This is a genomic window from Streptomyces sp. R302, assembly GCF_012927245.1.
GTDB lineage: Bacteria > Actinomycetota > Actinomycetes > Streptomycetales > Streptomycetaceae > Streptomyces.
This window is the reverse complement of sequence record NZ_JABBGE010000005.1, coordinates 1-21,258: the sequence shown is the minus strand read 5'-3', so window position 1 is coordinate 21,258 and position 21,258 is coordinate 1. Positions and strand designations below refer to the sequence as shown.

41 protein-coding genes, 1 tRNA gene and 1 pseudogene are annotated in these 21,258 nt (G+C 71.7%); 2 read left to right on the top strand and 41 right to left on the bottom strand.

The genetic code is table 11. The features are described 5' to 3' along the window. Positions 1–9 precede the first annotated feature (9 nt). From HHL19_RS16330 to HHL19_RS16245, 18 genes are all read right to left on the bottom strand, one after another. Positions 10–267: a hypothetical protein gene (locus HHL19_RS16330; RefSeq protein ID WP_169090215.1), complete on the bottom strand. Its 258-nt coding sequence runs from the start codon at positions 265–267 to the stop codon at positions 10–12. A 37-nt stretch (positions 268–304) separates the two neighbouring features. Then, positions 305–661: a hypothetical protein gene (locus tag HHL19_RS16325; RefSeq protein WP_169090213.1), complete on the bottom strand. Its 357-nt coding sequence runs from the start codon at positions 659–661 to the stop codon at positions 305–307. A 37-nt stretch (positions 662–698) separates the two neighbouring features. Continuing rightward, positions 699–1,064, bottom strand: a complete 366-nt coding sequence (locus tag HHL19_RS37280; RefSeq protein WP_169090211.1) for an HIT domain-containing protein — start codon at positions 1,062–1,064, stop codon at positions 699–701. Then, positions 1,061–1,552 carry a hypothetical protein gene (locus tag HHL19_RS37275; protein WP_169090209.1) on the bottom strand — a complete coding sequence of 164 codons (492 nt, stop codon included), beginning with the start codon at positions 1,550–1,552 and terminating at the stop codon, positions 1,061–1,063. The genes HHL19_RS37280 and HHL19_RS37275 overlap by 4 nt, the downstream gene beginning before the upstream one ends. Beyond that, the gene (locus tag HHL19_RS16310) at positions 1,549–1,851 is read right to left on the bottom strand and encodes a hypothetical protein (RefSeq protein ID WP_169090207.1); all 303 of its coding nucleotides are present in this window, start codon (positions 1,849–1,851) and stop codon (positions 1,549–1,551) included. The genes HHL19_RS37275 and HHL19_RS16310 overlap by 4 nt, the downstream gene beginning before the upstream one ends. Continuing rightward, positions 1,848–2,117: a DUF6085 family protein gene (locus HHL19_RS16305; RefSeq protein WP_169090205.1), complete on the bottom strand. Its 270-nt coding sequence runs from the start codon at positions 2,115–2,117 to the stop codon at positions 1,848–1,850. The genes HHL19_RS16310 and HHL19_RS16305 overlap by 4 nt, the downstream gene beginning before the upstream one ends. Continuing rightward, on the bottom strand, positions 2,114–2,746 hold the full coding sequence (locus HHL19_RS16300; protein WP_169090203.1) for a hypothetical protein: 633 nt from the start codon (positions 2,744–2,746) through the stop codon (positions 2,114–2,116). The genes HHL19_RS16305 and HHL19_RS16300 overlap by 4 nt, the downstream gene beginning before the upstream one ends. Positions 2,747–2,798: 52 nt before the next feature. Continuing rightward, the gene (locus tag HHL19_RS16295; protein ID WP_169090200.1) at positions 2,799–2,954 is read right to left on the bottom strand and encodes a hypothetical protein; all 156 of its coding nucleotides are present in this window, start codon (positions 2,952–2,954) and stop codon (positions 2,799–2,801) included. A gap of 123 nt (positions 2,955–3,077) precedes the next feature. After that, entirely contained in the window at positions 3,078–3,929 is an 852-nt protein-coding gene (locus HHL19_RS16290) for a hypothetical protein (protein ID WP_169090135.1), read from the bottom strand. Between the two features lie 46 nt (positions 3,930–3,975). After that, positions 3,976–4,335: a hypothetical protein gene (locus tag HHL19_RS16285; protein WP_169090198.1), complete on the bottom strand. Its 360-nt coding sequence runs from the start codon at positions 4,333–4,335 to the stop codon at positions 3,976–3,978. Next, on the bottom strand, positions 4,332–4,778 hold the full coding sequence (locus HHL19_RS16280; RefSeq protein WP_169090197.1) for a hypothetical protein: 447 nt from the start codon (positions 4,776–4,778) through the stop codon (positions 4,332–4,334). Before HHL19_RS16280 ends, HHL19_RS16285 begins: the two co-directional genes overlap by 4 nt. Before the next feature lie 63 nt (positions 4,779–4,841). Next, positions 4,842–5,429: a hypothetical protein gene (locus tag HHL19_RS37270; RefSeq protein WP_240981642.1), complete on the bottom strand. Its 588-nt coding sequence runs from the start codon at positions 5,427–5,429 to the stop codon at positions 4,842–4,844. Further along, positions 5,429–5,911 carry a hypothetical protein gene (locus tag HHL19_RS16270; RefSeq protein ID WP_206325910.1) on the bottom strand — a complete coding sequence of 161 codons (483 nt, stop codon included), beginning with the start codon at positions 5,909–5,911 and terminating at the stop codon, positions 5,429–5,431. Before HHL19_RS16270 ends, HHL19_RS37270 begins: the two co-directional genes overlap by 1 nt. A 52-nt stretch (positions 5,912–5,963) precedes the next feature. Continuing rightward, positions 5,964–7,166 carry a hypothetical protein gene (locus HHL19_RS16265; RefSeq protein ID WP_169090195.1) on the bottom strand — a complete coding sequence of 401 codons (1,203 nt, stop codon included), beginning with the start codon at positions 7,164–7,166 and terminating at the stop codon, positions 5,964–5,966. Next, positions 7,163–7,522 (bottom strand): hypothetical protein, encoded by a 360-nt coding sequence (locus HHL19_RS16260; RefSeq protein ID WP_169090193.1) that lies wholly within the window; start codon positions 7,520–7,522, stop codon positions 7,163–7,165. The genes HHL19_RS16265 and HHL19_RS16260 overlap by 4 nt, the downstream gene beginning before the upstream one ends. Then, positions 7,519–8,238: a hypothetical protein gene (locus HHL19_RS16255; RefSeq protein WP_169090191.1), complete on the bottom strand. Its 720-nt coding sequence runs from the start codon at positions 8,236–8,238 to the stop codon at positions 7,519–7,521. Before HHL19_RS16255 ends, HHL19_RS16260 begins: the two co-directional genes overlap by 4 nt. After that, positions 8,235–8,597, bottom strand: coding sequence for a hypothetical protein (locus HHL19_RS16250; RefSeq protein ID WP_169090189.1), 363 nt, complete (start codon positions 8,595–8,597; stop codon positions 8,235–8,237). The genes HHL19_RS16255 and HHL19_RS16250 overlap by 4 nt, the downstream gene beginning before the upstream one ends. 24 nt (positions 8,598–8,621) lie before the next feature. Continuing rightward, positions 8,622–8,696: transfer RNA gene (locus tag HHL19_RS16245), tRNA-Ile, on the bottom strand. A 214-nt stretch (positions 8,697–8,910) separates the two neighbouring features. Between HHL19_RS16245 and HHL19_RS16240 the strand changes: the two genes are divergently transcribed. Then, on the top strand, positions 8,911–9,171 hold the full coding sequence (locus HHL19_RS16240) for a hypothetical protein (protein ID WP_169090187.1): 261 nt from the start codon (positions 8,911–8,913) through the stop codon (positions 9,169–9,171). A 74-nt stretch (positions 9,172–9,245) separates the two neighbouring features. Here the strand turns inward: HHL19_RS16240 and HHL19_RS16235 are convergent, their stop codons facing one another. From HHL19_RS16235 to HHL19_RS16135, 22 genes are all read right to left on the bottom strand, one after another. Then, on the bottom strand, positions 9,246–9,485 hold the full coding sequence (locus HHL19_RS16235) for a hypothetical protein (protein WP_169090185.1): 240 nt from the start codon (positions 9,483–9,485) through the stop codon (positions 9,246–9,248). After that, positions 9,482–9,754 (bottom strand): hypothetical protein, encoded by a 273-nt coding sequence (locus tag HHL19_RS16230; RefSeq protein WP_169090183.1) that lies wholly within the window; start codon positions 9,752–9,754, stop codon positions 9,482–9,484. The genes HHL19_RS16235 and HHL19_RS16230 overlap by 4 nt, the downstream gene beginning before the upstream one ends. Next, positions 9,751–10,551 carry a hypothetical protein gene (locus tag HHL19_RS16225; protein WP_169090181.1) on the bottom strand — a complete coding sequence of 267 codons (801 nt, stop codon included), beginning with the start codon at positions 10,549–10,551 and terminating at the stop codon, positions 9,751–9,753. The genes HHL19_RS16230 and HHL19_RS16225 overlap by 4 nt, the downstream gene beginning before the upstream one ends. 43 nt (positions 10,552–10,594) lie before the next feature. After that, positions 10,595–11,233: a WhiB family transcriptional regulator gene (locus tag HHL19_RS16220; RefSeq protein ID WP_169090179.1), complete on the bottom strand. Its 639-nt coding sequence runs from the start codon at positions 11,231–11,233 to the stop codon at positions 10,595–10,597. Continuing rightward, positions 11,230–11,592: an HU family DNA-binding protein gene (locus HHL19_RS16215; RefSeq protein WP_169090177.1), complete on the bottom strand. Its 363-nt coding sequence runs from the start codon at positions 11,590–11,592 to the stop codon at positions 11,230–11,232. Before HHL19_RS16215 ends, HHL19_RS16220 begins: the two co-directional genes overlap by 4 nt. Before the next feature lie 63 nt (positions 11,593–11,655). Continuing rightward, positions 11,656–12,435 carry a VWA domain-containing protein gene (locus tag HHL19_RS16210; RefSeq protein WP_169090175.1) on the bottom strand — a complete coding sequence of 260 codons (780 nt, stop codon included), beginning with the start codon at positions 12,433–12,435 and terminating at the stop codon, positions 11,656–11,658. A 30-nt stretch (positions 12,436–12,465) separates the two neighbouring features. Then, entirely contained in the window at positions 12,466–12,873 is a 408-nt protein-coding gene (locus tag HHL19_RS16205; RefSeq protein ID WP_169090173.1) for a hypothetical protein, read from the bottom strand. Beyond that, positions 12,870–12,995, bottom strand: coding sequence for a hypothetical protein (locus HHL19_RS38115; RefSeq protein ID WP_277349269.1), 126 nt, complete (start codon positions 12,993–12,995; stop codon positions 12,870–12,872). Before HHL19_RS38115 ends, HHL19_RS16205 begins: the two co-directional genes overlap by 4 nt. Beyond that, entirely contained in the window at positions 12,992–13,291 is a 300-nt protein-coding gene (locus HHL19_RS16200) for a hypothetical protein (protein ID WP_169090171.1), read from the bottom strand. Before HHL19_RS16200 ends, HHL19_RS38115 begins: the two co-directional genes overlap by 4 nt. Beyond that, positions 13,288–13,719, bottom strand: coding sequence for a hypothetical protein (locus HHL19_RS16195; protein ID WP_169090169.1), 432 nt, complete (start codon positions 13,717–13,719; stop codon positions 13,288–13,290). The genes HHL19_RS16200 and HHL19_RS16195 overlap by 4 nt, the downstream gene beginning before the upstream one ends. Then, the gene (locus tag HHL19_RS16190; RefSeq protein ID WP_169090167.1) at positions 13,716–14,450 is read right to left on the bottom strand and encodes a hypothetical protein; all 735 of its coding nucleotides are present in this window, start codon (positions 14,448–14,450) and stop codon (positions 13,716–13,718) included. Before HHL19_RS16190 ends, HHL19_RS16195 begins: the two co-directional genes overlap by 4 nt. Further along, the gene (locus HHL19_RS16185) at positions 14,447–14,938 is read right to left on the bottom strand and encodes a hypothetical protein (RefSeq protein WP_169090165.1); all 492 of its coding nucleotides are present in this window, start codon (positions 14,936–14,938) and stop codon (positions 14,447–14,449) included. The genes HHL19_RS16190 and HHL19_RS16185 overlap by 4 nt, the downstream gene beginning before the upstream one ends. Before the next feature lie 15 nt (positions 14,939–14,953). Beyond that, positions 14,954–15,289 carry a hypothetical protein gene (locus tag HHL19_RS16180; protein WP_169090163.1) on the bottom strand — a complete coding sequence of 112 codons (336 nt, stop codon included), beginning with the start codon at positions 15,287–15,289 and terminating at the stop codon, positions 14,954–14,956. Further along, the gene (locus tag HHL19_RS16175) at positions 15,286–16,584 is read right to left on the bottom strand and encodes a hypothetical protein (protein WP_169090161.1); all 1,299 of its coding nucleotides are present in this window, start codon (positions 16,582–16,584) and stop codon (positions 15,286–15,288) included. Before HHL19_RS16175 ends, HHL19_RS16180 begins: the two co-directional genes overlap by 4 nt. A 42-nt stretch (positions 16,585–16,626) precedes the next feature. Further along, positions 16,627–17,139: a hypothetical protein gene (locus HHL19_RS16170; protein WP_169090159.1), complete on the bottom strand. Its 513-nt coding sequence runs from the start codon at positions 17,137–17,139 to the stop codon at positions 16,627–16,629. Next, complete coding sequence (locus HHL19_RS16165; protein WP_169090157.1) at positions 17,136–17,651, bottom strand: RusA family crossover junction endodeoxyribonuclease; 516 nt, start codon at positions 17,649–17,651, stop codon at positions 17,136–17,138. Before HHL19_RS16165 ends, HHL19_RS16170 begins: the two co-directional genes overlap by 4 nt. A gap of 143 nt (positions 17,652–17,794) precedes the next feature. Beyond that, complete coding sequence (locus HHL19_RS16160; protein ID WP_169090155.1) at positions 17,795–18,019, bottom strand: hypothetical protein; 225 nt, start codon at positions 18,017–18,019, stop codon at positions 17,795–17,797. Further along, positions 18,016–18,342, bottom strand: a complete 327-nt coding sequence (locus HHL19_RS16155) for a hypothetical protein (RefSeq protein ID WP_169090153.1) — start codon at positions 18,340–18,342, stop codon at positions 18,016–18,018. The genes HHL19_RS16160 and HHL19_RS16155 overlap by 4 nt, the downstream gene beginning before the upstream one ends. Before the next feature lie 4 nt (positions 18,343–18,346). Beyond that, the gene (locus tag HHL19_RS16150; protein ID WP_169090151.1) at positions 18,347–18,739 is read right to left on the bottom strand and encodes a response regulator transcription factor; all 393 of its coding nucleotides are present in this window, start codon (positions 18,737–18,739) and stop codon (positions 18,347–18,349) included. Then, positions 18,736–18,939 carry a hypothetical protein gene (locus tag HHL19_RS16145; RefSeq protein ID WP_169090149.1) on the bottom strand — a complete coding sequence of 68 codons (204 nt, stop codon included), beginning with the start codon at positions 18,937–18,939 and terminating at the stop codon, positions 18,736–18,738. Before HHL19_RS16145 ends, HHL19_RS16150 begins: the two co-directional genes overlap by 4 nt. A 450-nt stretch (positions 18,940–19,389) precedes the next feature. Continuing rightward, positions 19,390–19,572, bottom strand: a complete 183-nt coding sequence (locus tag HHL19_RS16140) for a hypothetical protein (protein WP_169090147.1) — start codon at positions 19,570–19,572, stop codon at positions 19,390–19,392. Beyond that, positions 19,569–19,814 carry a helix-turn-helix transcriptional regulator gene (locus HHL19_RS16135; RefSeq protein WP_169090145.1) on the bottom strand — a complete coding sequence of 82 codons (246 nt, stop codon included), beginning with the start codon at positions 19,812–19,814 and terminating at the stop codon, positions 19,569–19,571. Before HHL19_RS16135 ends, HHL19_RS16140 begins: the two co-directional genes overlap by 4 nt. Before the next feature lie 202 nt (positions 19,815–20,016). Here HHL19_RS16135 and HHL19_RS16130 point away from each other — a divergent pair, with 202 nt between their 5' ends. Beyond that, positions 20,017–20,487, top strand: a complete 471-nt coding sequence (locus HHL19_RS16130; protein WP_169090143.1) for a helix-turn-helix transcriptional regulator — start codon at positions 20,017–20,019, stop codon at positions 20,485–20,487. Positions 20,488–21,144: 657 nt separating this feature from the next. On the opposite strand, the pseudogene HHL19_RS16125 reads toward HHL19_RS16130, so the two are convergent. Then, positions 21,145–21,258: pseudogene (locus HHL19_RS16125) on the bottom strand (IS5/IS1182 family transposase); the annotation flags it as partial.

Genomic DNA, 21,258 nt, shown 5'->3' with positions numbered 1-21,258 from the left:
CGGTTCTCCTCAGGGGTGGGTGATGCGGAGGTGGGGCCGGCGGCGGGCCGGGCGCGTGACGTACACGAAGTAGCCGCGGGCCTGGAGGGTCCGGGCGTACTGGTCGAGGAAGTCGAGCTCGTCGGGGCCGTCGTGGTGGACGCGGACGGTGCGCGGGCTGTCCTGCCGGACTCGGTAGCCGGCGGTCCACTTCGGGCCTTCGGAGGTGGTGTGGCCGCCGCGGTCCAGGTAGGTGCCGACGTCGCTGGCGTAGATGCGTCGGGTCACGGGGCTCCTTGTGGTTGGGGCTGGTGACGGGACTCGATCACAGGGTCTTGAGAACGTTCTGGAGCGCGCGGGGCCCGGGAATCTGGGCGCGAGCGGCGCTGCGCCCGTGGTCGGCGAGCCAGTGACGCTGCGGGGCGTGAAGGGCGCGGAGCGCTTCTTCCTCCTCGGCGGCCTCGGTCTCCGCCGTCTCGAGGATGTAGCCGGTGCGCCGGGGCTTGCCAGCCTTGGTGGTGGCGGTGGCGTGGAGGGCGGTGACGAGCATGGGCCGGGGCCGCTTGCCGGTGGTGGCGTCGACGACGAGGGCACGGTTCTCGCCGGCGTTGTAGGCCTTGATGCGGATGCGGATGCTGTCGCGGGGGTCGGCGGAGCGGTACGTCTGGCCGGGGTGAATCACATGCTCTCCTTGCGGGGGCGGGGGTTGCTGGGAACGGTCATCGATGGGCGGTTCGTCCGCCCTTGCCGCTGTACCAGGGCAGTGCCAGGCCGTCGTTCTCCACGCGGGGTACGAGGTGCAGGTGGAGATGGAACACCGACTGTGTGGCCTCGCGGCCGCGGCTGGTGATGAGGTTCATCGGCCGTGTCCCCTGGGCGAGCTCAGCGGCGCGGAGCATCGTCAGTGCGGAGATTTCGGGGTCGGTGCCGAAGTCGGTGACGTGGTCGCGGGGAATGACGAGGGTGTGGCCGTCGACGACGGGGCTCAGGGGGACGATGGCGAGGGCGTCGTCCCACTCTTGAACGATGGTGGCGGGGGCACGGCCGGCGACGATCTCGCAGAACGGGCAGGTGGGCTGGTTCACGGCTGGCTCCGGTTGATGGCGCGGGCGACAGCGAGGGCGTGCTCGTGGAGGGCGGGGTGGCCATCGTGGTCGAGGTGTCCGGCCTCGGCGTCGAGCCACTGGGCGAGGACGTGGCCGGTGCCGGGATGCATGAGGGCGGCGAGCTCTCCGGACGGGCCGCCGAGGCCGCCGCGGACACCGTGGGTGTACCAGTCAGAGCGGTCGACGAGGGTGGACTGCCAGTAGGGGTTGGTGTCGACGGCGGCCTGGGCTTCGTCGGCATGCCGGCGGAGGGTCTGGGCAGCAGACCGCAGCTCGGCAGTCGGCGAAGGCTGGCGTATCGCTGCCATGTGCTTGCCCCAGCACGGGGCGCAGGCGGCCTGGTGCAGTTCCCAGCAGTACGGGCAGGAGCCGGGGGCGACGGGGGTGGCGTGGGGGCAGCACTGGGCGTTGTCGCTGCGGGTGTACTTCGCGGGCGGCAGGTAGGTGGCGCTGTCGTGCTGGGTCATCGGGCGCCCTCGTCGAGACCGAGCCCGGTCTTCTTGCCGTACGCCTCCAAGATGGCGGCGAGGTCCTGCATGGTGACCTCGTGCTCCTCGAAGCGGGCGAACTGCTCGGGGCCCAAGAGGAGCGCGAGCAGGCCGTCCACGTCGTTGTCGTCGAGCTTGCGGAGCGCCTTGGCCGTCGTGCGGGAGAGTTCCGTTGGGAGGCTGAAGGTGTCGCCGTCCAACTCGAAGGACCAGGTGCGGCCGTGGGCCTCCTGGCGCTGGGCACGAGCGGTGTTGACGTTGAAGGGCTGGGTGGTCATCGGGTGCTCCTGTCTACGGCCTGCCGCATGGCTTGGACGTGCTCGTCGAGGCAGGCGGTGAGAGTGGCGGTCGCTGTAGTGAGCTGCTTGAGGGTGCCGGTGATGAGGGGGCCGGCCGGGGAGTGGAGGAGGTCGTCGGCGGCGCACGGGTTGGGGCAGTCGATGCGGGCGCAGGTGACGTGGCCGCCGGTACCGAGGAAGAGACTGGTGCCTCGGCAGGCGGGGCACTGGCCTTGGATGGTGGGGTTCGGGGTGGGCTGGGTCATCGCTCGCCCTCCACGGCCATGCGGCGGAGCATGCCGACGATGGCGGACCGTTTGCGGTTGCGGTCAACGGCGTCCTGCCCCATGCCCCCGTAAGCCTCTACGCGGCCGAGGACGGCCTCGATGGCCTCGTTGAGGACGGCGGTGCGGTCCGCGCCGTGTGCTTCGGCCGGCTGCCCGACAGCGGGGTGCTCGGCCTCGTACTTCCGCTTGGCGGCAGCGACGATCTCGGCCATGTAGCCCTGGTCCTCGTCGGTCCAGTCGCCGGAGCCTCGGACGAGGACAGTGGTGCCGCTGGTCTCGACGAGGCGGCAGGCCTCCGGCTGCTCATCTCCGGGCGGCGTGAGGTCGTCGCGGAGGGCGTCGCGCCGTGCGGGGTCCAGGTGCAGCGCATACGGCTCCCGGTCTGGCCCGGAGAAGCAGACGGTGACGCTGTCGTCGTCGCCGTGGAGGACGTCGCCGAGGCCCCAGCGGAGCGGGGTGGGGTCGTCGGCGGTCGTCGGGTCGGCGAACTCTTTCCTCTCGGGCAACGGTTCGCCGAGGACCTGGAGGACGGCGTCGGCGTCGGCGTCGAGGTAGGCGCCGCAGCGGATGGCGGCCTCGGTGAAGTGATCGTTGATGGGCTCGGTCACGGTGCTGCTCCTCGGAGTTGGGTGTGGGTCGTGACAAGACGCCGAACGGTGGTCACAGGCGGGCCTCCAGTTCGGCGATGCGGACTTCGAGGGCGGCGATGCGAGCGGCGGTGCTGTCCTCGGCAGGGAGCGTCCGGTTGGCGGAGCAGGTGCACCAGGTGAGGAGCCGCGCCGTTGCCGAGCTGCCCTGGTTGGAAGCGGTTCCCATGCACCCGGGCATGACGTCGTCGTCAAGGTCGGGGCAACGGTGACAGTTGGACGGGCACCGGTGACTCATGCGGCGCTCCTGGTGATGGGGCCGGCTCGGTGGCCCGCCCGATGGCAGTGGGGGTCAGGCGCGGCGCTGCTCCTCCATCCAGCGGCGGACGGGCTCCATCGCGCGGCGCTTCAGCTCGCTCAGGTACGCGAGCAGCTCCTCGGGGGTGATCTGCTCGCCGTCCTCCTGCGCGGCCTGCACCCAGCCGATGAGCTCGGGCCACACGCTGCTGTACTCGGCCTGCGGGATGGCGGTCGGCTCCCAGACCACGCGGGTGGCTCCCTCGTGGCTGTGGATGTCCGTGACGGACTCCATGCACGAGTGAGGAGTGGTGGTCGGCCACCTGCTGCCGGTCCAGTGGATGGCGGCATGTCCGTCGGGGAACTCGATGCCGTTAGCGACGATGCCGGTGCCGGAGACGCCGGACACGTCGACGTCGCGAACGAGAACGAAGGGGCGTCCGAACTGGATGTCAGGGAGCGGCAGCGCAGAGTCGAGGCTGGGTGCTGTCGTGATGGGCGGGCAGTGGGCGCTCTCGCCGCAATGGTCGCCGTCGATGCAGGGCGGGCGGTGTGCGTTGGGGTTCTGGGGGGCGGCGTTCCGGACCGTAGCAGGCAGACGGTGGCGGACGTTGATGCCGAGGTCCAGGGCCATCCCGCCGTCGGCGTTCTGGATCAGGCCGTACCAGTGGTCGTGCTGGTCGCCGGTGGGCTGCTCCACCCACTCCAGAGTGGTCGGATTCGCGTCGCTCTGGGACTGGAGCCAGGCGAGGGCGGCGCCCTTGGCGGCGGCCTCAGTGTTGGCGTAGCCGATGAGATAGTCGGAGACGTTGCCGGGCTCGTAGCGCGCCTCCCAGGCGGGGAGCGCTTCGTCGAGTGCGGCGTTCACGATGCGCTTGATCTCGATCTTCGGATTGAAGTAGGCCATGGCGAGCTCCTGGTGGATGGGATCCGGCTCAGTGGACTGCAGGCGGTTACGGTCGGACGGAGAGGTCGGGGCGGCGGCCGGCACCAGCGCACGCTCCGCCGGTGGAGGATCCGGTCTCGTCCGTGCCGGGGTGGTGACCGATGAGTCCGACCGCCGTGACCCGCCGGGGGTGCCCGCAGGCTGCGCAGCGCTGGTAGGTACCGATGACCGCGCGGACCTTCAGCTCGTCTGCGATCTGGCTGATCTCCTCGCGGAGGAGTTCCTCCTCGGCGACGGTGCGGGCGTCGGCCGGGGCGTACTCGCGGGGTGCCCACTCGGCGAGGGAGACGGCGAGCATCCCGGCGGCGTGCCGGGCGGCTGCGCGGCGGATCTCTGCGGCGCGGTCGGGGGCGATGTGGTCGGTCATGGCTGCTGCTCCTGGCAGTTGCTGGGATGCTGGAGGTGGCCCCGCTCGCATTGCGGGCGAGCGGGGCCGCTGTCGTCGTCAGGCGAACAGGCCGAGTTGCTCGGCGTCGGCTCCGGCACCGCTTGGTGGCAGTGGCAGTTGCAGCGGGTCCAGCACTCCCGGTCGGCGAGGTAGACGGTGGCCTGGCCGGAGTCGAGGCCGAAGGAGCCGCGGCAGGGGAAGGGGCCGAAGCCGGCGCCGATGATGGTTTCGGGTTCTCTGCCCCACCAGGCCACCCACTGGTCATGGCCGCAGTCGTGGTGCTTGCCGTGCTCGCAGGCGTTGGAGACGCCTTGGCACGGGCACTCGGGCCATGCCGGGGGGATGTCCTTCGGGGCGAGGACGTGATCGCGGATCCAGGTCGCGGCTGTGGCGGTGATATGGGGTGCCGGCGGGGCGGTCATGGTGCTGCTCCTGGTGGTGGTGGGGCCGCCCGCATGTCGATTGCGGGCGGCCCTGCTGCGTGCTCAGAGCTGGGCGATGACGCGGGCAGCGTCGTCATCGTGGGCGTGGCCGTGCTCGCCGGCCCAGTCGGCGACGTCGAGGGGCCACCGCTTGTCGTGGTAGCCGATGACGACCTGGGCGCCGTCCTGGCGCACGGTGTGGGCGGTGTCCCCAGGGCGGGTGGCTTCGGCGACGACGGCCGCAGCGGCTTCGGGGCTGATGCAGGTGAGGCGGGTCTCGGGCATCTCGTGGTCCTGGTGGTCGAGGGTGAGCTGGCCGGCGGCCTCGACCGCGGCTCGGCGGGTCGCTGCGGCGGTCTGGCGGTGGTGCTCGCGGTCGTAGTGCAGGTGGCATGCCTGGCAGAAGGCGCGCAGGTTGGCCGGGTCGCAGTTCTCGGGGGTGTGGTCGAGGTGAGCGACGGTGAGGACGACCTTCGAGCCGGTGCCGTACGCCGGGGTGCCGTTGCGGTTCGGGCAGCGGCCGGAGTGGGTGCCGCGCCCGCACTCGCCGAGGCATTCACAGCGGCCGGCGGCGCGCTCGGTTCGGATGCTATGGCTGATGTCGGGCCAGTTCGGCGGGTAGCGGTGGCGGTTCTCGGGGCGGATCGGCATCAGGCGCCGGCCTTGCGGCACTCGGGGTAGTCGACGCCGAGGTGGTAGCGCGGGACGGTGCACTCCGGCTGGCCCGGTTGCGGGGCCGGGCCGTGCCAGGTGTTCAGGCCGGTGTCGGTCGGGATCGGCTTGCCGCAGTGGGCGCAGAGCATGGGGTGCGGGCGAGTGTCGATGTCCCGGATCCACGCGGCGGCGACCGCGGCGACCTGGACCAGCTCGGTGCGCAGCTTCACGAGGTCGTCCTCGGCGAGGGCCTCGAAGACCTCCTCGACGAGGACGTGCATCCACGTGCCCTTCCCACGGGCGAAGGCGTCCTGGCATCCCGCGCGTGCCTTGTCGGCCTCGGCCGCCTGGACGGCGCTCCCGGTGCCGTCGGGGTGCTTCTGCTCGCCCCACTTCGCGAGCTGCGCCTGGCGCTCGATGTCCACGGCGGTGGTGAACCGGCGGAGGCCGGGGGTCTGGAGGTAGAGCGGGGCGGTCATGTGGGGCTCCTTCGAGGTGGCCGGATTGGTGTCTGGTGCTCCTGGCGGCGGGTCAGGACTCGGCGGCCCAGGCAGCGACGGCGGTCTTCACGGCGTCGGCCTCGTGCCAGTAGGGGGCGTGGCCCTCGGGCAGGGGCTCGCCGGCGGTGAGGGCGCGGACGGTGGCGACGACGGCGTCGGGGTGGGCGTAGCGGCCGAGCTTCGGGAGGAACTCGGGTGCGCTGTCGAGGTGGCCGTTCTCGGCGCGCGGGGCCCACTGCCACTGCTCGGCGGGGTGGTCCCAGAGAAGGGCGAAGCCGTGCTCGTGTGCGGCGTTCTCGGTGCCGTTCCAGTCAAGGTAGGCGTTGAGCATGGTGGTGCAGCCGGCGTGCGGACCGTCGTCGTACGGGTCAAGCTCCAGGTCGGACGTCCAGTGGGTGGTGGGTTCCAGACCGGCGGTGGTGAGGGCGTCGACGACGGCGGTGATGTACGGGTCGTGGGGAAGGGCGGAATCGTGGCGCTGGCTGATGTCGCGGGTCCAGCTGGCGCAGAGGACCGCGGTGCGGAGCAGGTGGCCACGGAGCTGTGCGGGATCGGCCTCGGCCTGGATGGAGGAGGTCATCATCTTCAGGACGTCGGTCCAGGTGACGGTCCCGGCATTGTCGAGGAGCTGGACGATCTCGTACTGAAGCTCGGCGATGCGGGCGGTCTCTGCGCTGGGGGTGGTTCCGTCGGAGCGGCGGAGGTGCCCGTACTTGACGGCGTAGTCCAGGGACTCGCTGTGGACGGCCTGGGCGAACGCGGCGAGCACGGGCTCGCCCGTGTTGTCGGCGAAGGGCGGGCTGGCCTCCAACTCGGCGATGCGGTCGCGGTCGCGGCGGAGCGCTTCGGCGGCGTCGCTCAACGCCGCGTTGGTGGTGTGCCGCTCGGTCTCGAGGTCGGTGACCCGGCACCAGGGGCAGCCGCGGGTGTCGTCCGGCGACCGGAGCCACGTCGGGTGCCCCGGGGTGCCGCAGGCCGCCGAGACGCGTCCGTCGACGGCTCCCAGCTCCAGGGCCTCGAGCTCGGCGAGGCGGTCGCGCAGCTGGGCGCCTTCGGCGTTGAGACGGTCGACCTGGAGGCCGAGGCTGACCGCCTCAGCGCCGAGGGCGGTGGCGATCTGGTGGAGGGCCTTCTCCGTGCCGTCGTTGTACGTCGCGGTCGACCACGTCGACGTGCGCTTGCCGTACTGCTGGAGCCGGAGGAGGGCGTCCTGCGGGGTCATGGGCGTGGTCATGAGGTGTGCTCCTCGTCGTCGAAGGTTGCGGGGGAAGGCGGGTGGACGGCTGCCGGGCTGGAGGCGGGCGGTGTGGTCGGCTCCGGGTTCCACTCGATGCGGGCGGGCGGCGCCCAGTTCGCGCGACGCATGTCGTCGAGGGTGAGCGGGGACCAGTGGGTCTGGCCGGCGACGTTGGTGGAGAGCCGGCCGTCGGGGTGGAGGGTGGCGTCCTGGGTGCGGCCGTCGGGGTAGTGGACGCGGAAGAGCTGGGGGCGGCTCGGGAGCGAGGTCGGCTCCAGTTCGTCGGCGGGGGCCGCGGGAACGGGCGCCTGGGGCGTGCAGTGGGGGCAGTCGCAAGGGCTGAGGGGCCTCATCGGGTGACACCCCCTCGGGTCGCGTCTGCGGTCTGGGCGTTGTCCTTGGGCGCGGGCGGTGCGGGCGCCGGGGAGTCGGGTCCGGTGGCCCAGCTGGTGAGGTGCCAGACGCGGGGGTCGGTGGGGCAGCGGTAGGCCCGGCATTCGCGGCGCTTGCGGTCTCGGTGGAGGTGTCGCAGGAGCTTGGCTTCGACGAGGTACTGGAGGGCGGTGTACTCGCTGACGTACCTGCGCTTCTTGCAGTGGCAGACGGTGTGCGGGATGCGCGCGGCTGTGCCGCGCGGGAGGCGGCGGACCCGGATGAACTCGGTGACGGCTTCGGAGCTGACCTGGTGCCAGCGCGGGCTCTTCTCTCCGGGCGGGAGGAGGACGTAGCGGCGGACGCCGTACCGGTCGCGTCGGGTGGTGAGCATGATCCGGGCTCCGGAGCGGTGCACGGCCTCGAGGCGGTGGTCTCCACTGGTCTCGATGCGCCAGTGGAAGCGGCGGAGGAGCGGGAGGTAGGCGTCGAACGGGCGGGTGGTGTCCTTCGGCGTCTTCGACTCGGCGCGGGACTGCTGCCACGCTTCGGCTTCTGCGGCGGTGAGGTGGCAGTCGCGGGTGATCGCGCGGGCGAAGGCGCTCGCGAGGGGGTCGGGCGGTGCGGGCGGCGGGCCCGGCGTGGGCCGCGGTATCGGCCTGGGGGTGGGGCTGCCGAATGCGGTGCGGGTCGTCATCGCCGGTCCGCGAGGTTGCGCAGGGCGGTGAGGGCGTGGTCGTCGGAGAGCCAGAAAAGGGCGGGCGACTGCTCCGTGATGCCGAGGGCGGCGCGGCAGATGCTGCTGACGTGCTGGGTGGTACCGCCCTTGGTGGCGTGGCCGCCGGTGGTGACGGTCCATCCGGTGACGCGGGCGGCCCAGCTGGCGACGTCGAGGGTGATGCCGGCGGGGATGGGGGCGTCGGGGGCCAGGTCCAGGGACGTACCGGTGGGCGAGTACCAGGTGCCCATGTCGAAGGCGTGGGGGTTGCTCTCGACGGCGCTGAGGATGGCGGAGGCGACGGCCTGCGGGGTGGTGGGGAGGGTGGTGGCGGTCATGGTGATTCCTTCCTCTGGGAGTGCTGGTACCTGCGGCGGGATTCGAACCCGCGACCCTCGGCTTATAAGACCGGTGCTCTGCCGCTGAGCTACGCAGGTGGGGGGGGTGGCCTGGGGAGGGGAGGTCCGGGCCACCCGGTCGCGGGCTCCGACTGCCGTATGGGGAGACGGAGTTCGAGCTACACCACTCATCATAGACCAACATGTTGGCCTATGGGGGTGTCTATCCGTGCCCCCGGGGTGCCCTCTCGGGAGGCATTGGCCTACGGGTTGGTCTACGCAGTGGCCGAGTCGCCGTGCGACCATGTGCGGCATGGCCCGCAGTAGCTACACCCCAACCGAGGACGCCGCCGCCCTCTTCCGGCAGAAGAAGGCGCTCCTCGAAGCCGAGGAGGAGCTCAAGGAGCCGCTGCGCGCCATGGCGATCCGCGAGATGCGCGACGCCGGCGCCACCGTCGGCGACCTGGCCCGCCTCACGGGCATGAGCGACGAGTACTTCCGTCGGCTCGCCCGCGCTGCCGGCATCAAGCTGCGCCGGCCCCCGGTGGTCCGCAAGTCCGAAGCCGACGGCTGACCCGGCCAGCACTGCCGCTCCCCCACCGTGGCGCCCCTGAGCCCGCGCGCCGTTGCCGGGAGGAGTGGGGGCGGTCATCGGACGTCGCCTTGCTGATGACCGCTGGCGCCGAGCGCGTCGATGGCCCGACAGGTCTCGAGGTCGCGGCGCTGGAACCGCCGCCGCTTCCACTCCTCGTGGGCGTCCACAAGGCGTTCGACGAGCTTGTGGATCGTGAAGGTCACCGCGGCGGCCAGGAGCAGAGCGAAGACCGTCAGCAGGTTGCCCGCGACGATGAGCAGGACAATCCCGGTGGCTGTCAGGTTGGTGGTCATCGGCGCGGCTCCCGTCGCAGGTCGCGGCGGATGGTGAGTCGGCCGCCGCCGCGCCACCACGCGACGGTGAGCGCGCTCGCGAGCAGGGTGCTCGCGAGGGCCCAGCTGTGCCTTCCGTAGAGGACGGAGTGGAGCGCGTCGAAGCCGACGGCGATCGCGTACAGCCCGTATGCCTGGTGGTTGGGGAGACGGCCGGCCAGGAACGCGACGCTGACCGTGACGGCCAGGAGGAGGGCGAGCGCCAGGGGCGGACTCATGGTGAAGGTCATGCGGCTTCCTTGATCGGAGGGTTGGTCTGGTGGGCCTCGCGGTAGGCGGCGCGGCAGGGTCGGCACGGCCGGTGGCCCATGCGTCGGTGCCTGGGGAAGCCTTCGGCGGTGCCGCAGGCGCCGGTCCAGTCCGGGTGGGTGGAGGGGTCGTCGATCGTGTCGTCGTCCCAGGCCCCGACCGGCGCCCAGCGGCGGTCAGCGGCGCGCGCCTGGGTGCGGGCGGCGATGTGGGCGGCGACGCCCTGACTGACGGGGTCGACGTTCCACAGCTGGTCGTACAGGTCACGGACGGCGCGCGCGGTCCGCACCATGACTCGCCCGGACTCCAGGAGGACCGCCAGGTTGGTGCCTGTCCAGCCCATGCGGTCCGCGAGGCGAGATGTCGGCCAGCCGGCCGCCCCGAGCGCCTGGAGGCGCCGGTGGGTACCGGCGGAGGTGACGAGGGCCGCCGGTGCAAGCATGTCCAGCGTCGGCTCCACCTGTAGGACGGCAACCGCGAGGTGGGGCCGCACCTTCTCCTGGGGGCCGGTGCCGCGCTCGGGCCGGCCGGTGAGGATGCTCTGGAGCCGATTCCGGCCGACACCGGCCGCTGCGGCGATCGTACGGAGCCCCATGCCGCATTCCTGGAGGCGGCAGATGTGCTCACGTACAGGGGCCGCCGGGACGTACGGCTGCCACGTTCCGGCCTTGATCGCGGCCTCTCGCTGACGGTTGTACTCGGAGACGGCCCAGGCGCAGGTGTAGCAGTGGCAGCCGTCGAGCTTGTACCGGGCGTAGCCGTGGGGACGGTCGGACATCAGGGCCTCCTCGCCGGGTGGTTCGTGGGTGTGCGGGGTGGTGTCAGGTACTGCTGCGGGGCGGCAGGTTCTCCTGCAGGCCGCCGACTTCCCGGACCTTGCGGACGGTGCCGCGGCGGCAGCGCAGGGCGGCTGCGATCTCGGCGTCCGTCATGCCCTGCTCCCAGTGCCGGCGGACCTCCGGCAGCTTCTTCTCGGCCCGCCGACGGGCCAGCCGCTCGGCGTTGGCCGCGAGGCACGCCTCGTCGTAGATCTCGCCATTCCGCTCGTGCAGGCGGTATCCCGTGTATGTGCCGCACTGCGGGCGCTTGACGGGCGCCTTCACCCGCGGTCCGGTCCAGGCGGCAGGCCCGTTCTTCGCCTTCGTCGCCTGGGAGGCTGCAGCGCGCGCGGCGCGTTCCTTCGCCCGCTGGATGAGGACGGGGTCGAGGGTGGCCCGCTCGTCCGGGCTAAGGCCGCCGACGACGTTCTCCCGCTGGCTGGCGCTGTTGCCGGACTCCACCCTGCGGATCCACGACCGGCACTGGCTGAGCACGGGGCAGGTCAGGCAGATCCGCTTCGCCCTGGGGGCGGTCGCGAGCGAGGCGAACTCGTCCGGGAAGAGGCGGCACAGTCCCTCGTCGAGCCAGGCGAGGGGTGCGTCGAGGGTGTCGGGGGCGGTGCGGGCGTACGGGGTCGTCATGCCGTGCTCCCCGTGGTCTCGGCTGCGGAGGTGCGGATGCTGCCGAGGAGGTCGCGGACGCGGACGATCTGGTTGAGCCGGTCGTCCGGCCAGAAGAGGATCTGCTGGTGGGGCGGAAGGGTGACCGGCCGGTCCTCGGGGCCCGCGACCGCGCCGAGGGTGGGCTCCGTGGTCTCGTGGGCGGCGAAGACGCCGAAGCCGGGGATGGCGGCGCTGTGTCCGGCGGCGACGGCCGTGGTGATGGCCTGGAAGACGAGGTGGACGGCCCGTCCGGCGTCGACGGGGTTCAGGTCGAGCTCTGCGCTGAGCAGCTGCTCGATGCTGGCGGCCGTGACGGGGCCGATGATGCGACGTGTCACGGGTCTCCTCCTGCGGGGGTTGGGGCACGGGCCGGGGTGGCCCGTGCCGTGCTGCGGCTGTAGTCAGGCGATGACGCCGGCGGCGCGGGCGGCGGTGAGCCAGGCCGGGATCTCGGCGACGAGGTGGTTGTAGAGGGCCTGGTCGTACGTGGTGTCCGTGCTGACCTGCCGCTGCGGGTCGAAGCCGGCGTGCCAGTAGGAGGCGTTGTCGACGGCGCGGCCGGTCATGGTGTCGAGCTGGCGGAGATAGTCGACGGGGCCTGGGCCGAAGGAGACGAAGCTCCAGAAGATCGGGAGCTTGCTCGCGGCCGCGAGGGCGGTCGTTGCGGCGGCGGGGCCCTGCGGGTGGCCGTCGGTCTGAAAGATGACGACGGCCGGGTCGGTGCCGCCGCTGCCCTGGTAGGCACGGTAGTGGTCGACGACCGTGCCGATGGCCTTCTCGTAGCGGGTGCCGCCCATGGTGCGCTCGCCGCCCAGGCCCCGGTGCTCCCGGTCGATCACTCCGGTGCGGTTGGCGACGGCGACCTCGGTGACGGGGTAGCTCTTGTCGTCGAAGAAGACGACCGGCACGACGCCGTCGTCGTCGAGGTTCACGGCGAGGCCGAGGGCCTGCTCGGCGAGGTACTGGACGGCGCCGCTGCTGTAGTAGCCGTTCATGGAGTAGGAGCGGTCGAGGACGAGGTAGACGCAGGCGCGCAGGCCGTCGAGGCCGGCCTTCTGCAGCGACACCCGCGCGGTCTTGGCGAGGGAGGTGTGGCTGCCGAGGTCGAGGGGGCGGTGGCTGGGCTCGCCCTGGGCGGCGTCGGCGGCCGGGGTGGTCTTCTTCTTGAAGGGGTTCAGCATGGTGGTCTCCGGTCGGTGCGTGGGAGGGGGTCAGGACGGTGCGGCGGCCGGCAAGCCGGTAAGGGGGCTGAGGGCTTCGCGGAGGGGGACGACGTTGATGCCGACGGGCTCGGTCGGCTCGTCGCCGAGGTCGACGGATCGGTGGCCAGCGGGCAGGCTCACGCTGCGGGCGGTGGCGAGCTGTGCGGTGAGTTCGGCGGCCTGGGCCTCGAGCGCCGCGATCTGCCGGCCCTGGCAGCCGACGACGGTCTCCGCCTCGAGGTAGCGGGCGGTGGCAATCTCAAGGGCCTGGTCGAGGATGTCGCGGTCTGCAAGGAGAAGGGCGAAGAAGTCGTCGGCGGCAGCCTCGCGGGCCTGGAGGCGCGCGTTCTCCGCGGCGAGTTCGGCCCGGGTGGGGGCGCGGTGGGTGCCGGTGCCGCGCCAGGGGGTGAGGTTCATGAGTCGGTGTCCTTCGCGGTGATCCGGGCGTGATGGCAGCTCTTGGGCGACAAGGAGGGCCAGGTCGCCATGACGGCCATGGCCAGGCCGATGAGGCCGGCGGTGATCTGGTAGCTGGTCACATGCGCCCCATCCGCCAGATCACGACGCGGGTGGACGCGGGCAGAAGGGTGCCGAGGCGCCGGAGTTCGGAGCCGAAGGGCAGTCCGGGGTCGAGGACGGGACCACCCGTGAGGGCCTGGTCGTTGCGGTAGGAGGCCTCGTTCGCCTGCTGCAGGTAGGCGAGCCGGGACTCCAACGCCGCCACCTGGGCCCGCAGCCGCAGGATCTCGGCGGTCTGTGCCTGCTGCGGCGGGTGCGCCTTCGAGGTGTATCCGACGGGGTTGATGTCGCAGGTCCCGGTTTGCTCGTTCGTCATCGGAGGCTCCTGTCGGAGGCGGGCGGGGCGAGCACGGCCTGCTTCTTCGCGGTGTGCCTGTCGCGTCGGATCCTGTTGGCGTAGATCCGGCAGCTGGGCTGCAGGCCGTCGCCGCGTCCGCGGTCGGCGGCGAAGTCTGCGCGGGGGTGCCAGGCACGGCATCCGGTGCACCACTTCTCGCCGCGGTCACACCGCTCGACGTACTCACTGTCGCTGACGCCGATACGCGTGGCCGCCGAGCGCCAGCCCTTCCGCAGCCCGGTCGTACGGGCGGCTTCGGCCAGCTCCGCCTTGCGGCGGAGCTCACCGGCGGCCTCGCAGTGGCACACCATCCAGGCCTCCTCGGCGTCCCCATGGTCGGGGCAGGCGGCCTCCAGTTCGGTCGCCGCGTCGGCGAGCGCCTTGGCTCCCTGGTCGCGGTACGTCATGCGCCCACCCCCGTACGGGGCTTGGTTGCCGTGTAAGAGGGCCGGACGGCGGCGGCGATGCCCTGCTTCCAGGCCTCGCAGTCGCAGAAAACGCCGGCCGTAGGGTGTGCCGGGCAGCCGGCGCGGTAGCGGTCGACGGCTGCGGTGAGGCTGGGGTGGGGTGCCTCGGCCAGGGCGAGACTGCCGCTGGTGCCGGGGTAACCGTTCCAGGTTGCGGTGACGGTGTGCCCAAGGTGCCCCAGGAAGCCCTTGAGCCATGCGACCTCGCCGTACGCGATGGGGTTGGCGGCATAGGTGTCACCGTCGGCCCGCGCCCAGGTGACGCGGGCGACGTTCGTGGAGATGACGACCTGGCCGTCAGCGCCGGACGGGCACAGGCCGTACCAGCGGTTCCCGGCGCCCGGGATGGACATCCCGAGGTGGGTGACGATCGCGGTGTCGGGCTGTTCCGTGTCGAAGAGCCAGCGGAGTCCGGCGGCGAGGGCGGCGGGGGTGCCGGGGAGGTAGCGGACCCAGACGGCGACGCCGGTGTCGACCGTGTCGATGCGGGCGTCGTAGTGACCGGCGGGCCGGTAGGCGAGACCTCCGCCCTCGTCGCCGGCGCGGACCTTGCGGGCCATGGAGGAGGCGGAGCAGCCGGTGGCGTATGTCTGGGCGTAGACCCACTGGCCCGGGGCAGTGCGGGCCTTGGCAGCGATCTGGGAGTGGTAGACGAAGGGGCGCCGGGTCATCGGGCGCCGCCCTGGAGGCAGGCGGGGATGGCGAAGAGGTGGCGGGTGAGCTCGCCGGTGGCCGGGTTGTAGTTCTGGGCGACGGTCCAGTCGGCCTTGGGGAGAGCGGTTCGGAGTGCCTTGCTGATCTTGGCGGAGCCGCCGTGAGGGACGGGGATCTCCGTGCGCGCCGGGCTGAGGAGCATGACGCACATCAAGGTCCTGGTGCCGACGCGCGCGGGGGTGATGCGGACTTCGGCGATCGTCTGGTCGACGAGCCGGTCGAGGAGGGTGGCGATCCGCCGGCGCGCGCGGGCGGGGGTCTTGAGACCGGGCTCTGCGGGGGCGTCGGTGTCGAGGCCGGGCGTGACGGCCTCGGGGTGGTCGATGGCGAGCTGGGCGAAGGCGACCTCGAGCTCGGGCGAGTCGAGGTCGTGGGCGTCCGGGCTCGCCACCGGCAGGCCGGCACGGATCTGCTCGTAGTCCGCGGTGTCGGGGGTGGCGTCCATCGCTGCCTCCTTCGGTCAGTGGGTGGCGTCGGGGGTGGTGTCGTGGTCGGTGTGAAGAGCGGCTCGGGCGGCCGCTGCGCCACGGTGTGCGGTCTCCGGTGGCGGGGGTGGCCGTCGTCGGCGCCAGGCGTCGGGGCCGGTGGTGGCGAGGTCGCTGGGGCGGGCTTCCGGGTCGGCCATGAGGCGGCCCATCTCGGTGAGGACCTGGCCCCAGGTGACCTGAGAGATGTGGGCGGCGACGAGGGCCTCGTGGATGTCCGGGGGGTTCCAGTCGGGCCGGGTGACGGTTGCCAGGGCGGCGAGCTCGCGTCGGGCGGGGACCGGGACGGTGTGGCCGGTGGCGCTGCTCATGTGAGTCTCCCGGCGGTGTCGTGGTTCGGTCGGCAGTCGCGGCAGCGGCCGCTCGGAATGGGCTGTGGGGAGGGGCGTCCGCAGTCGTCGCATTCATGCCAGGAGCGGCGGGCTGCGGGTTTGGGCGGCCGCGGGACCGGCTTGGTTCTGGGGGGTGTCTCGGTCTGACGGGCGGCGTCTGCGAGGCATTCGCGGCAGCGGTCGCCGGTGGTCCAGTCCGTGCCCGACTCGCAGGTGGCGCGTCCGCAGCCTCGGTGGGTGAGGCCGGCGCCGAGGAGCCAGCCTCCAGGGTTGCGGATCTCCTCGGTGCAGGCGACGCGGTGCTGCAGTCGGGCGTGCAGCTGAGCGGGGGCGACCCCTCGATCCAGCTGGCTGCCGATCTCCCGGGCGGCGCGCCGGATCACGTAGGTGGTCATGTCGCCGAGGAGGTGGTGGACCGGTTCGAGGACTCGCCAGATCCGCGGAGCGAGAGTCAGGCCAGGTCCCGCGTAGGCCTGCTTGCCGGTGGCGCCGGTGGTCTCGACGGCCGGGTTTTCCACAGGGCCACGCGCTACTACCTGCTCTCGCCTACGGCGGATCTCCCCAGCGGCCTCGTCGTCAGGTGAGTCAGTCCTCAGGTCTTCCTCAGTCGCGAGGGATCCCTCACCAAGATCGCCACCCGATCCCTCTTCAGAGTCAGCACCGTCTGCCTCCAGGCAGAGCTGCACGGGCTCCTCGTGGACGGAGTAGATGTGGCGGCCGTGGAGGCCTGCACGGCGGTCGATGGTGATCCAGCCCAGGTCCTCAAGGGAGTTGAGGACCTTGCGGACGGAGCGAGTGTTGAGCGCCTCGCCGGCCTTCTTCCCGGTGCGGTGCCGGAGCACCTCGCCGATCTCGGCCAGGGTGATGTGGTGCTTGGTGGCGACGGCGTACGACAGAGCCAGGTAGGCGCGCAGCTGGCGCGGCGACAGCGCCTCCGCCGCGCGGCTGGGCACCCAGGCGCCGAGCTCGGTCCGGGACTGCTGGCGGACGCGGCGGACGGCGGTTGTGCCGGTGCCTCCAGGGTGTGTGCGCCGGTAGGAGGTGAGCTCGACGACTTCGTCGTCCGGGGCGGGGCGCATCAGCTGGGTGAGGGCTCGTTCGACGGTGGAGCGGGCGATGCCGAGAAGGCCGGAGAGGTAGCGGACGGACGCCGTGCAGCCCTCAGGGCGCTGCGCGAGGGCGCCGACCTTGACGTACACGGTGACGGCGCTGTCCGCGTACAGCGAGGAGGTGACGACCCGCCAGGGGACGCGGACTCGCTGGGGCCTGGACATGGTGGTCACCTCCGTTCTGTGGGTGCGGCGGGGCGGGGTCGGTCAGCTTCGGGTGCTGGGCTTGCGGGTGTCGCCGTGAAGGGCGGCGAGGGCGTCGGCGACGTTCTTGAGTTCCTGCCGGGCCTCGGTCGCGCTGAGCTCGGTGGCCTGGGAGGCGCGGCGGGCGTACGAGGCCCAGTGCCGGACGCCGGCCTCGAGGCGGGCGGTCTCGATGTAGGCGAGGACCCCGCCGGTGAGCCGGATGGTCTGCTCGTCGAGCTCGAGCTGGCCGTCGTCGTCGAGGGTTCCGCGGGCGGTGCGCTGCAGGTACAGGAAGCGCAGCGCCTCGCGGACGTGCTCCTCCTGCTCCTCGTTCGGGATCTCGAGCGAACTGATGCGGACCTTGACCACGGGCTCCTTGTCGGAGCCGGGGGCGGGCTGGGTGCGCTCGGTGTGGACGAGCTCGCCGATGAACAGGCGGCGGCCGGCGGGCAGGTCGTACAGGGGCCGGACGTGGGGCTCGAGGGCCTCCTGGGCGCCGGTGCCGACCTTGGGCTCGAGGCGGAGGGTGGTCACGGGGTCGTCTCCTGGTGCGGGGTGGCGAGGTGCCAGATGCGGATGAGGGCGCCGGGGGTGTCGAGCGCTCCGGGGCTGTCGAGGACGCCGAAGGGGTCGTAGGGGTCGTGGACCCAGCGCTTGGCGGCGGTGACGACGGCGACGCGGGAGTCGTCGTGCCAGGCGCCGGAGTCGGTGATGGCGTCCTCGGTGGAGCGGACCAGCTTCGACAGGTCGGGCGCCGCGATCGGTGTGGCCGGCGCGGACGCTTTCAGCACGTCGGCGTTGCGGCCGGTGCCGAAGTGGGTCTTGGGCCGGTCGAAGAAGAAGACGACGTCCAGGCGGAGGGGGCCGTCGAGGCGCTGCCAGCCGGGGGTGGCTTCGACGGCGAGGACGGCGGCGTGCCGTACGGCCTCGCGCCACGGGGCGACCTTGGCGGAGGACTCGATCATCCGGCCGCGGCCCTTGTGGCTCTTGGAGCCCTGGGGGCCGGGGAGCCCGCGGACGGTGAGGCTGAGGGCAGGCGGGTGCATGGGGTCCTTCGAGTGGAAGTGGAGGGGAACCCGCCCGGCGCAGGCGGAGTCAGCGGGGGCAAGGAGAGACCCCTCTTCCGCCTTGGCTGCCGCGCCCGGAGGAACGACGTCGGGCGCGGCTGGCGTTGACGCCGGGCGGGTGGTCATCGGGAGGCCGTCGACTGGTCGGGGCCGCATTCGGCGTCGGCGGAAGGCTGGCCCGGGGCCGGGCCCCAGACTGCGTCCCCGTAGGCGGCCTGGTGCTGTGCGGCGATCTCGCGGGCCGCCTTGGGGCCGACGCGGACTTCACCGCGCGCGATCTGCCCGAGGACGTGCTCGGCGGAGGTCGGTCGACGCCTTCCGGCACCCCGCGCCTCGGGGCGGCTCATCGCCTGCTCCCACCGAGGACCACAGGGGGCTTCTTCGAGATGTCGTCGAGGCGCGCCCAGCAGATCCAGCGGAGGCCCAGCTCGTTGTCCCAGCTGACGCACACGAGGGCGTCGGTGAGCGTCTCGTCGGCGAAGGCGACGTGGCTCGGCTTCCCACTGTGCACGCCGGGGATGTGCGGGACGTGGTCCGTGATGACGGTGCCCTGTCGGCCGGACCTGTGCCAGACGGACGTGCCGACGGGCATCAGGCCCGCGAGGACCTCAAGGTGGACGGCGAAGTCGTCTGACTCATCGACGATGCCCTTGTACTGGGAGGTGTCCACCTGGTCAGCGCTCCTTCGCCCGCAGAACGTCGTGCGGGGTGATCCAGCCGTTCGCCAGGGCGATGCCGACCACGTGCGTACCGGTGTGCAGACCGAGCCGCCGGTGGATCCGGAGACGGTGGGTCTTGACCGTGTTGACCGTGCGCCCCGTGCGCTCGGCGGTCATCGGGCAGGTTTCGCCGCGCGCCATGCCGAGCACGATGTCTAGCTCGATCTGGGACAGCAGGCACGGCCGGTTGGGCGGCGGCATGAACGGGGTCATGCGGTCGACCTCGGCCAGGAGTTCACGCAGGGCTGCGCCTTCGGCGCCAGTGACGCCGGCCTCGACCGCGCGGCGGATCCCGTCGAGGCGTGCCCTGGGCATGGGCGCGGCGGTGGGGGTAGGGCGGGTGGTCACTGGCTCCTCCTGTCGGGCGGCTGGGTGGAGATGGTGGGGAAGGTGGTGATGGTCAGGAGCCGGCCGAAGATGGCGGCCCGGATGTGCGGAAGGGGGTTGAGGCTCTCGGCGTCGGTGAGCTTGATGAGCAGGAGCGAGCCGGCGGCGTGGAACCCGAGGGCGATCAGGACGATCTGGAGGTGCGACGGGCCTGTGGTCATGCGGTACCGCCGGTGGGGGGCTGGGCAGCGCGCTGGCGGGCGATGAGCAGCCGAATTCGCTCAACCCTGGCGGCGCGCGCGGATGGCCTGGCCGGAGTGGACTCGTCCCGCGGGGTGTCCTTCTTCGGCCTGCTCATGGGGTGGCCGGGCGCGGGCGCGGGAAGGGGGTGTGGTTGAGAGCGCGGCGCGTTCGGCGGTAGGCCGGGTGGGTGCAGGTCATGCGGCAGGCGTCACAGGCGTCCGGGTCGTGCGGGGGTGGGGTGCTGTCCGGCATTGGTCCGCTTTCTTGCTGGTGCGGGGTGTGCTCGGGCGGCCGGCGCGATCCGGCGGGGCCCTAGCTGGTGGGGCGGTCGGTTCGGCACCGGCGGCAGGCAAGGCGCCAGACGGGGTTGCGGTGGTGGCAGGCTTCGCAGATCCAGCGCTGGGTGGCGCCGGTGATGCGCGCGGCCATCACGCGGCCTCGGGGGCGCGGTGCCTGTCGGCGAGTGCTTCGGCGACGGGGGCGAGCACGGGGCGGAGGCGGTCGATCAGCTCGGGCGGGATGCCGACCTCGTCGATGGCCTTGCGGGCCTGCCGGCGGGCATCGGCGATCTCTTCGGTACTGAGGATGCGGTGCCGCTCTTCCCTGGTCATCGCGACGGGGTCTCCGGCTGGGGAGCCACTTCGGGCTCGGCATCCGCGAGCAGGTCGGCGATGGTGCAGTCCAGGGCGGTTGCGATCTTGGCCATGTTGCGCGGGGAGAAGTTCGCGCGGCCGCGCTCGACCATCGAGACGTGCTGCTTGCTCACCCCAGCTCGCTGGCCGAGGTCGGTCATGCTCAGCCCCGCCTCGACTCGCCTCCGCGCCAGGCGCTTGGGGTCTATCTGGGGGTTCATGTGAAAGACAGTACGAGACTCCGACGGACAGTACAAGTACCACTCGCCACTTTCTTCGACTTGCTTTCACTTTGGCGCAGGAGTCTCGTACCAGTCGCGTCCGGATGTGTAGATCGTGTGGGGTCCCCTAGCCCCGAACCCCATGGGGTTCGCTACAGTTCAAGAAAGTTCAAGACCGAGACAGCACGGAAGGAAGGCCCTGATGACGGCGACGCCGAATCCGCCGCCCGAGGCCACACTCCTCCGCCTGGCGCGGGAGGCGGCCGGCCTGAGCCCTGAATCCGCCGCCGCACGGATGACCGTGCGGTTCTCCGGTTCCCGCTGGCGCCAGATCGAGGCCGCCTACCGCAAGGACACCGCCTCCGAGGTCGTCGCGAAGGCCCCCACCCTCGCCCAGATGGCGCACGCCCTGGGGATCACGCCCGACCGCCTCGAAGCAGCCGGACGCAGCGATGCGGCCGACATCCTGCGCGAGATCGAGACCACCGCCGCGCCGCAGCCGGCACCTCCCAGTACAGCCACCTTCGCCGGGCTCGAGGACTGGCAACAGAAGGCCATCCTCAACGTGCTGGACGCCCAGCCGCGCAGCACACGAGAGAAGGCACTTCTCCTCCACACCCTCGCGGAGCAGATCGAGCGCCAGGCGAAGAACGAGAACGCGTCACCCAGCTGACACTTCCTCACCTCCACGCAATCGAACACATGGTCACACTTTCGTCACGGAACTGGAATATGCGCCTAGTACAGCCCTGAACTACCGGCACGCTACTGATCCATGCACAGTGCAATTTGAGTCATGTGGTCAGCAAAGGGGCCGAGGGTGATCGTTCTTCTCTCCACCTTGCTCGCCGCGGCTGCACTCTGTGCTGGTCTGCTCTTCCGGCAGCTACGTACCATCAGCTGGCAGCTCACACAGCTCCGCGTCGAACGAGATACACACACGATCCTGGAGGCCATCGGCCTCCCGGCGAAGCCCAATCCGGCCGGTCAGCCGTCCGCGGGCCGCACGTTCCGGGATCTCGACATGTACGACGGCATCTCCATCACGCCGCTTTCCGTCCTCCGTCAGATCGTCCGTCACCATCCGCTCATAGCAACAGCGGCAGGGGCGGCGACCCTCGCAGCAGTCATCGCTGCGGCGCTCGCACCGCGATTGGCCGGAGAGTCTCCTCCCCCCACGCAGACGCCTCCGATGCCGTCCGCCACAGGAGCGGCAACGGGAACCTCACAGCCCACGCACATCTGGCTGTCCCAGTCCTTCCACCGAGGGATCACACCGGCCCGCCCCGCCAAGGCAGGTGACGCCGACTCCCCCGGCTTACTGATCGTTTCAGAATGCGGTTCGGAGGCGGCGGAGACATACGAGGCTGCAGGCCAGTTCGAGCAGGCCCTGGTGGAGATCGGCGCGTCGCTCGTAGCGGGTGCGGAGTCGTTTGAACTGGTG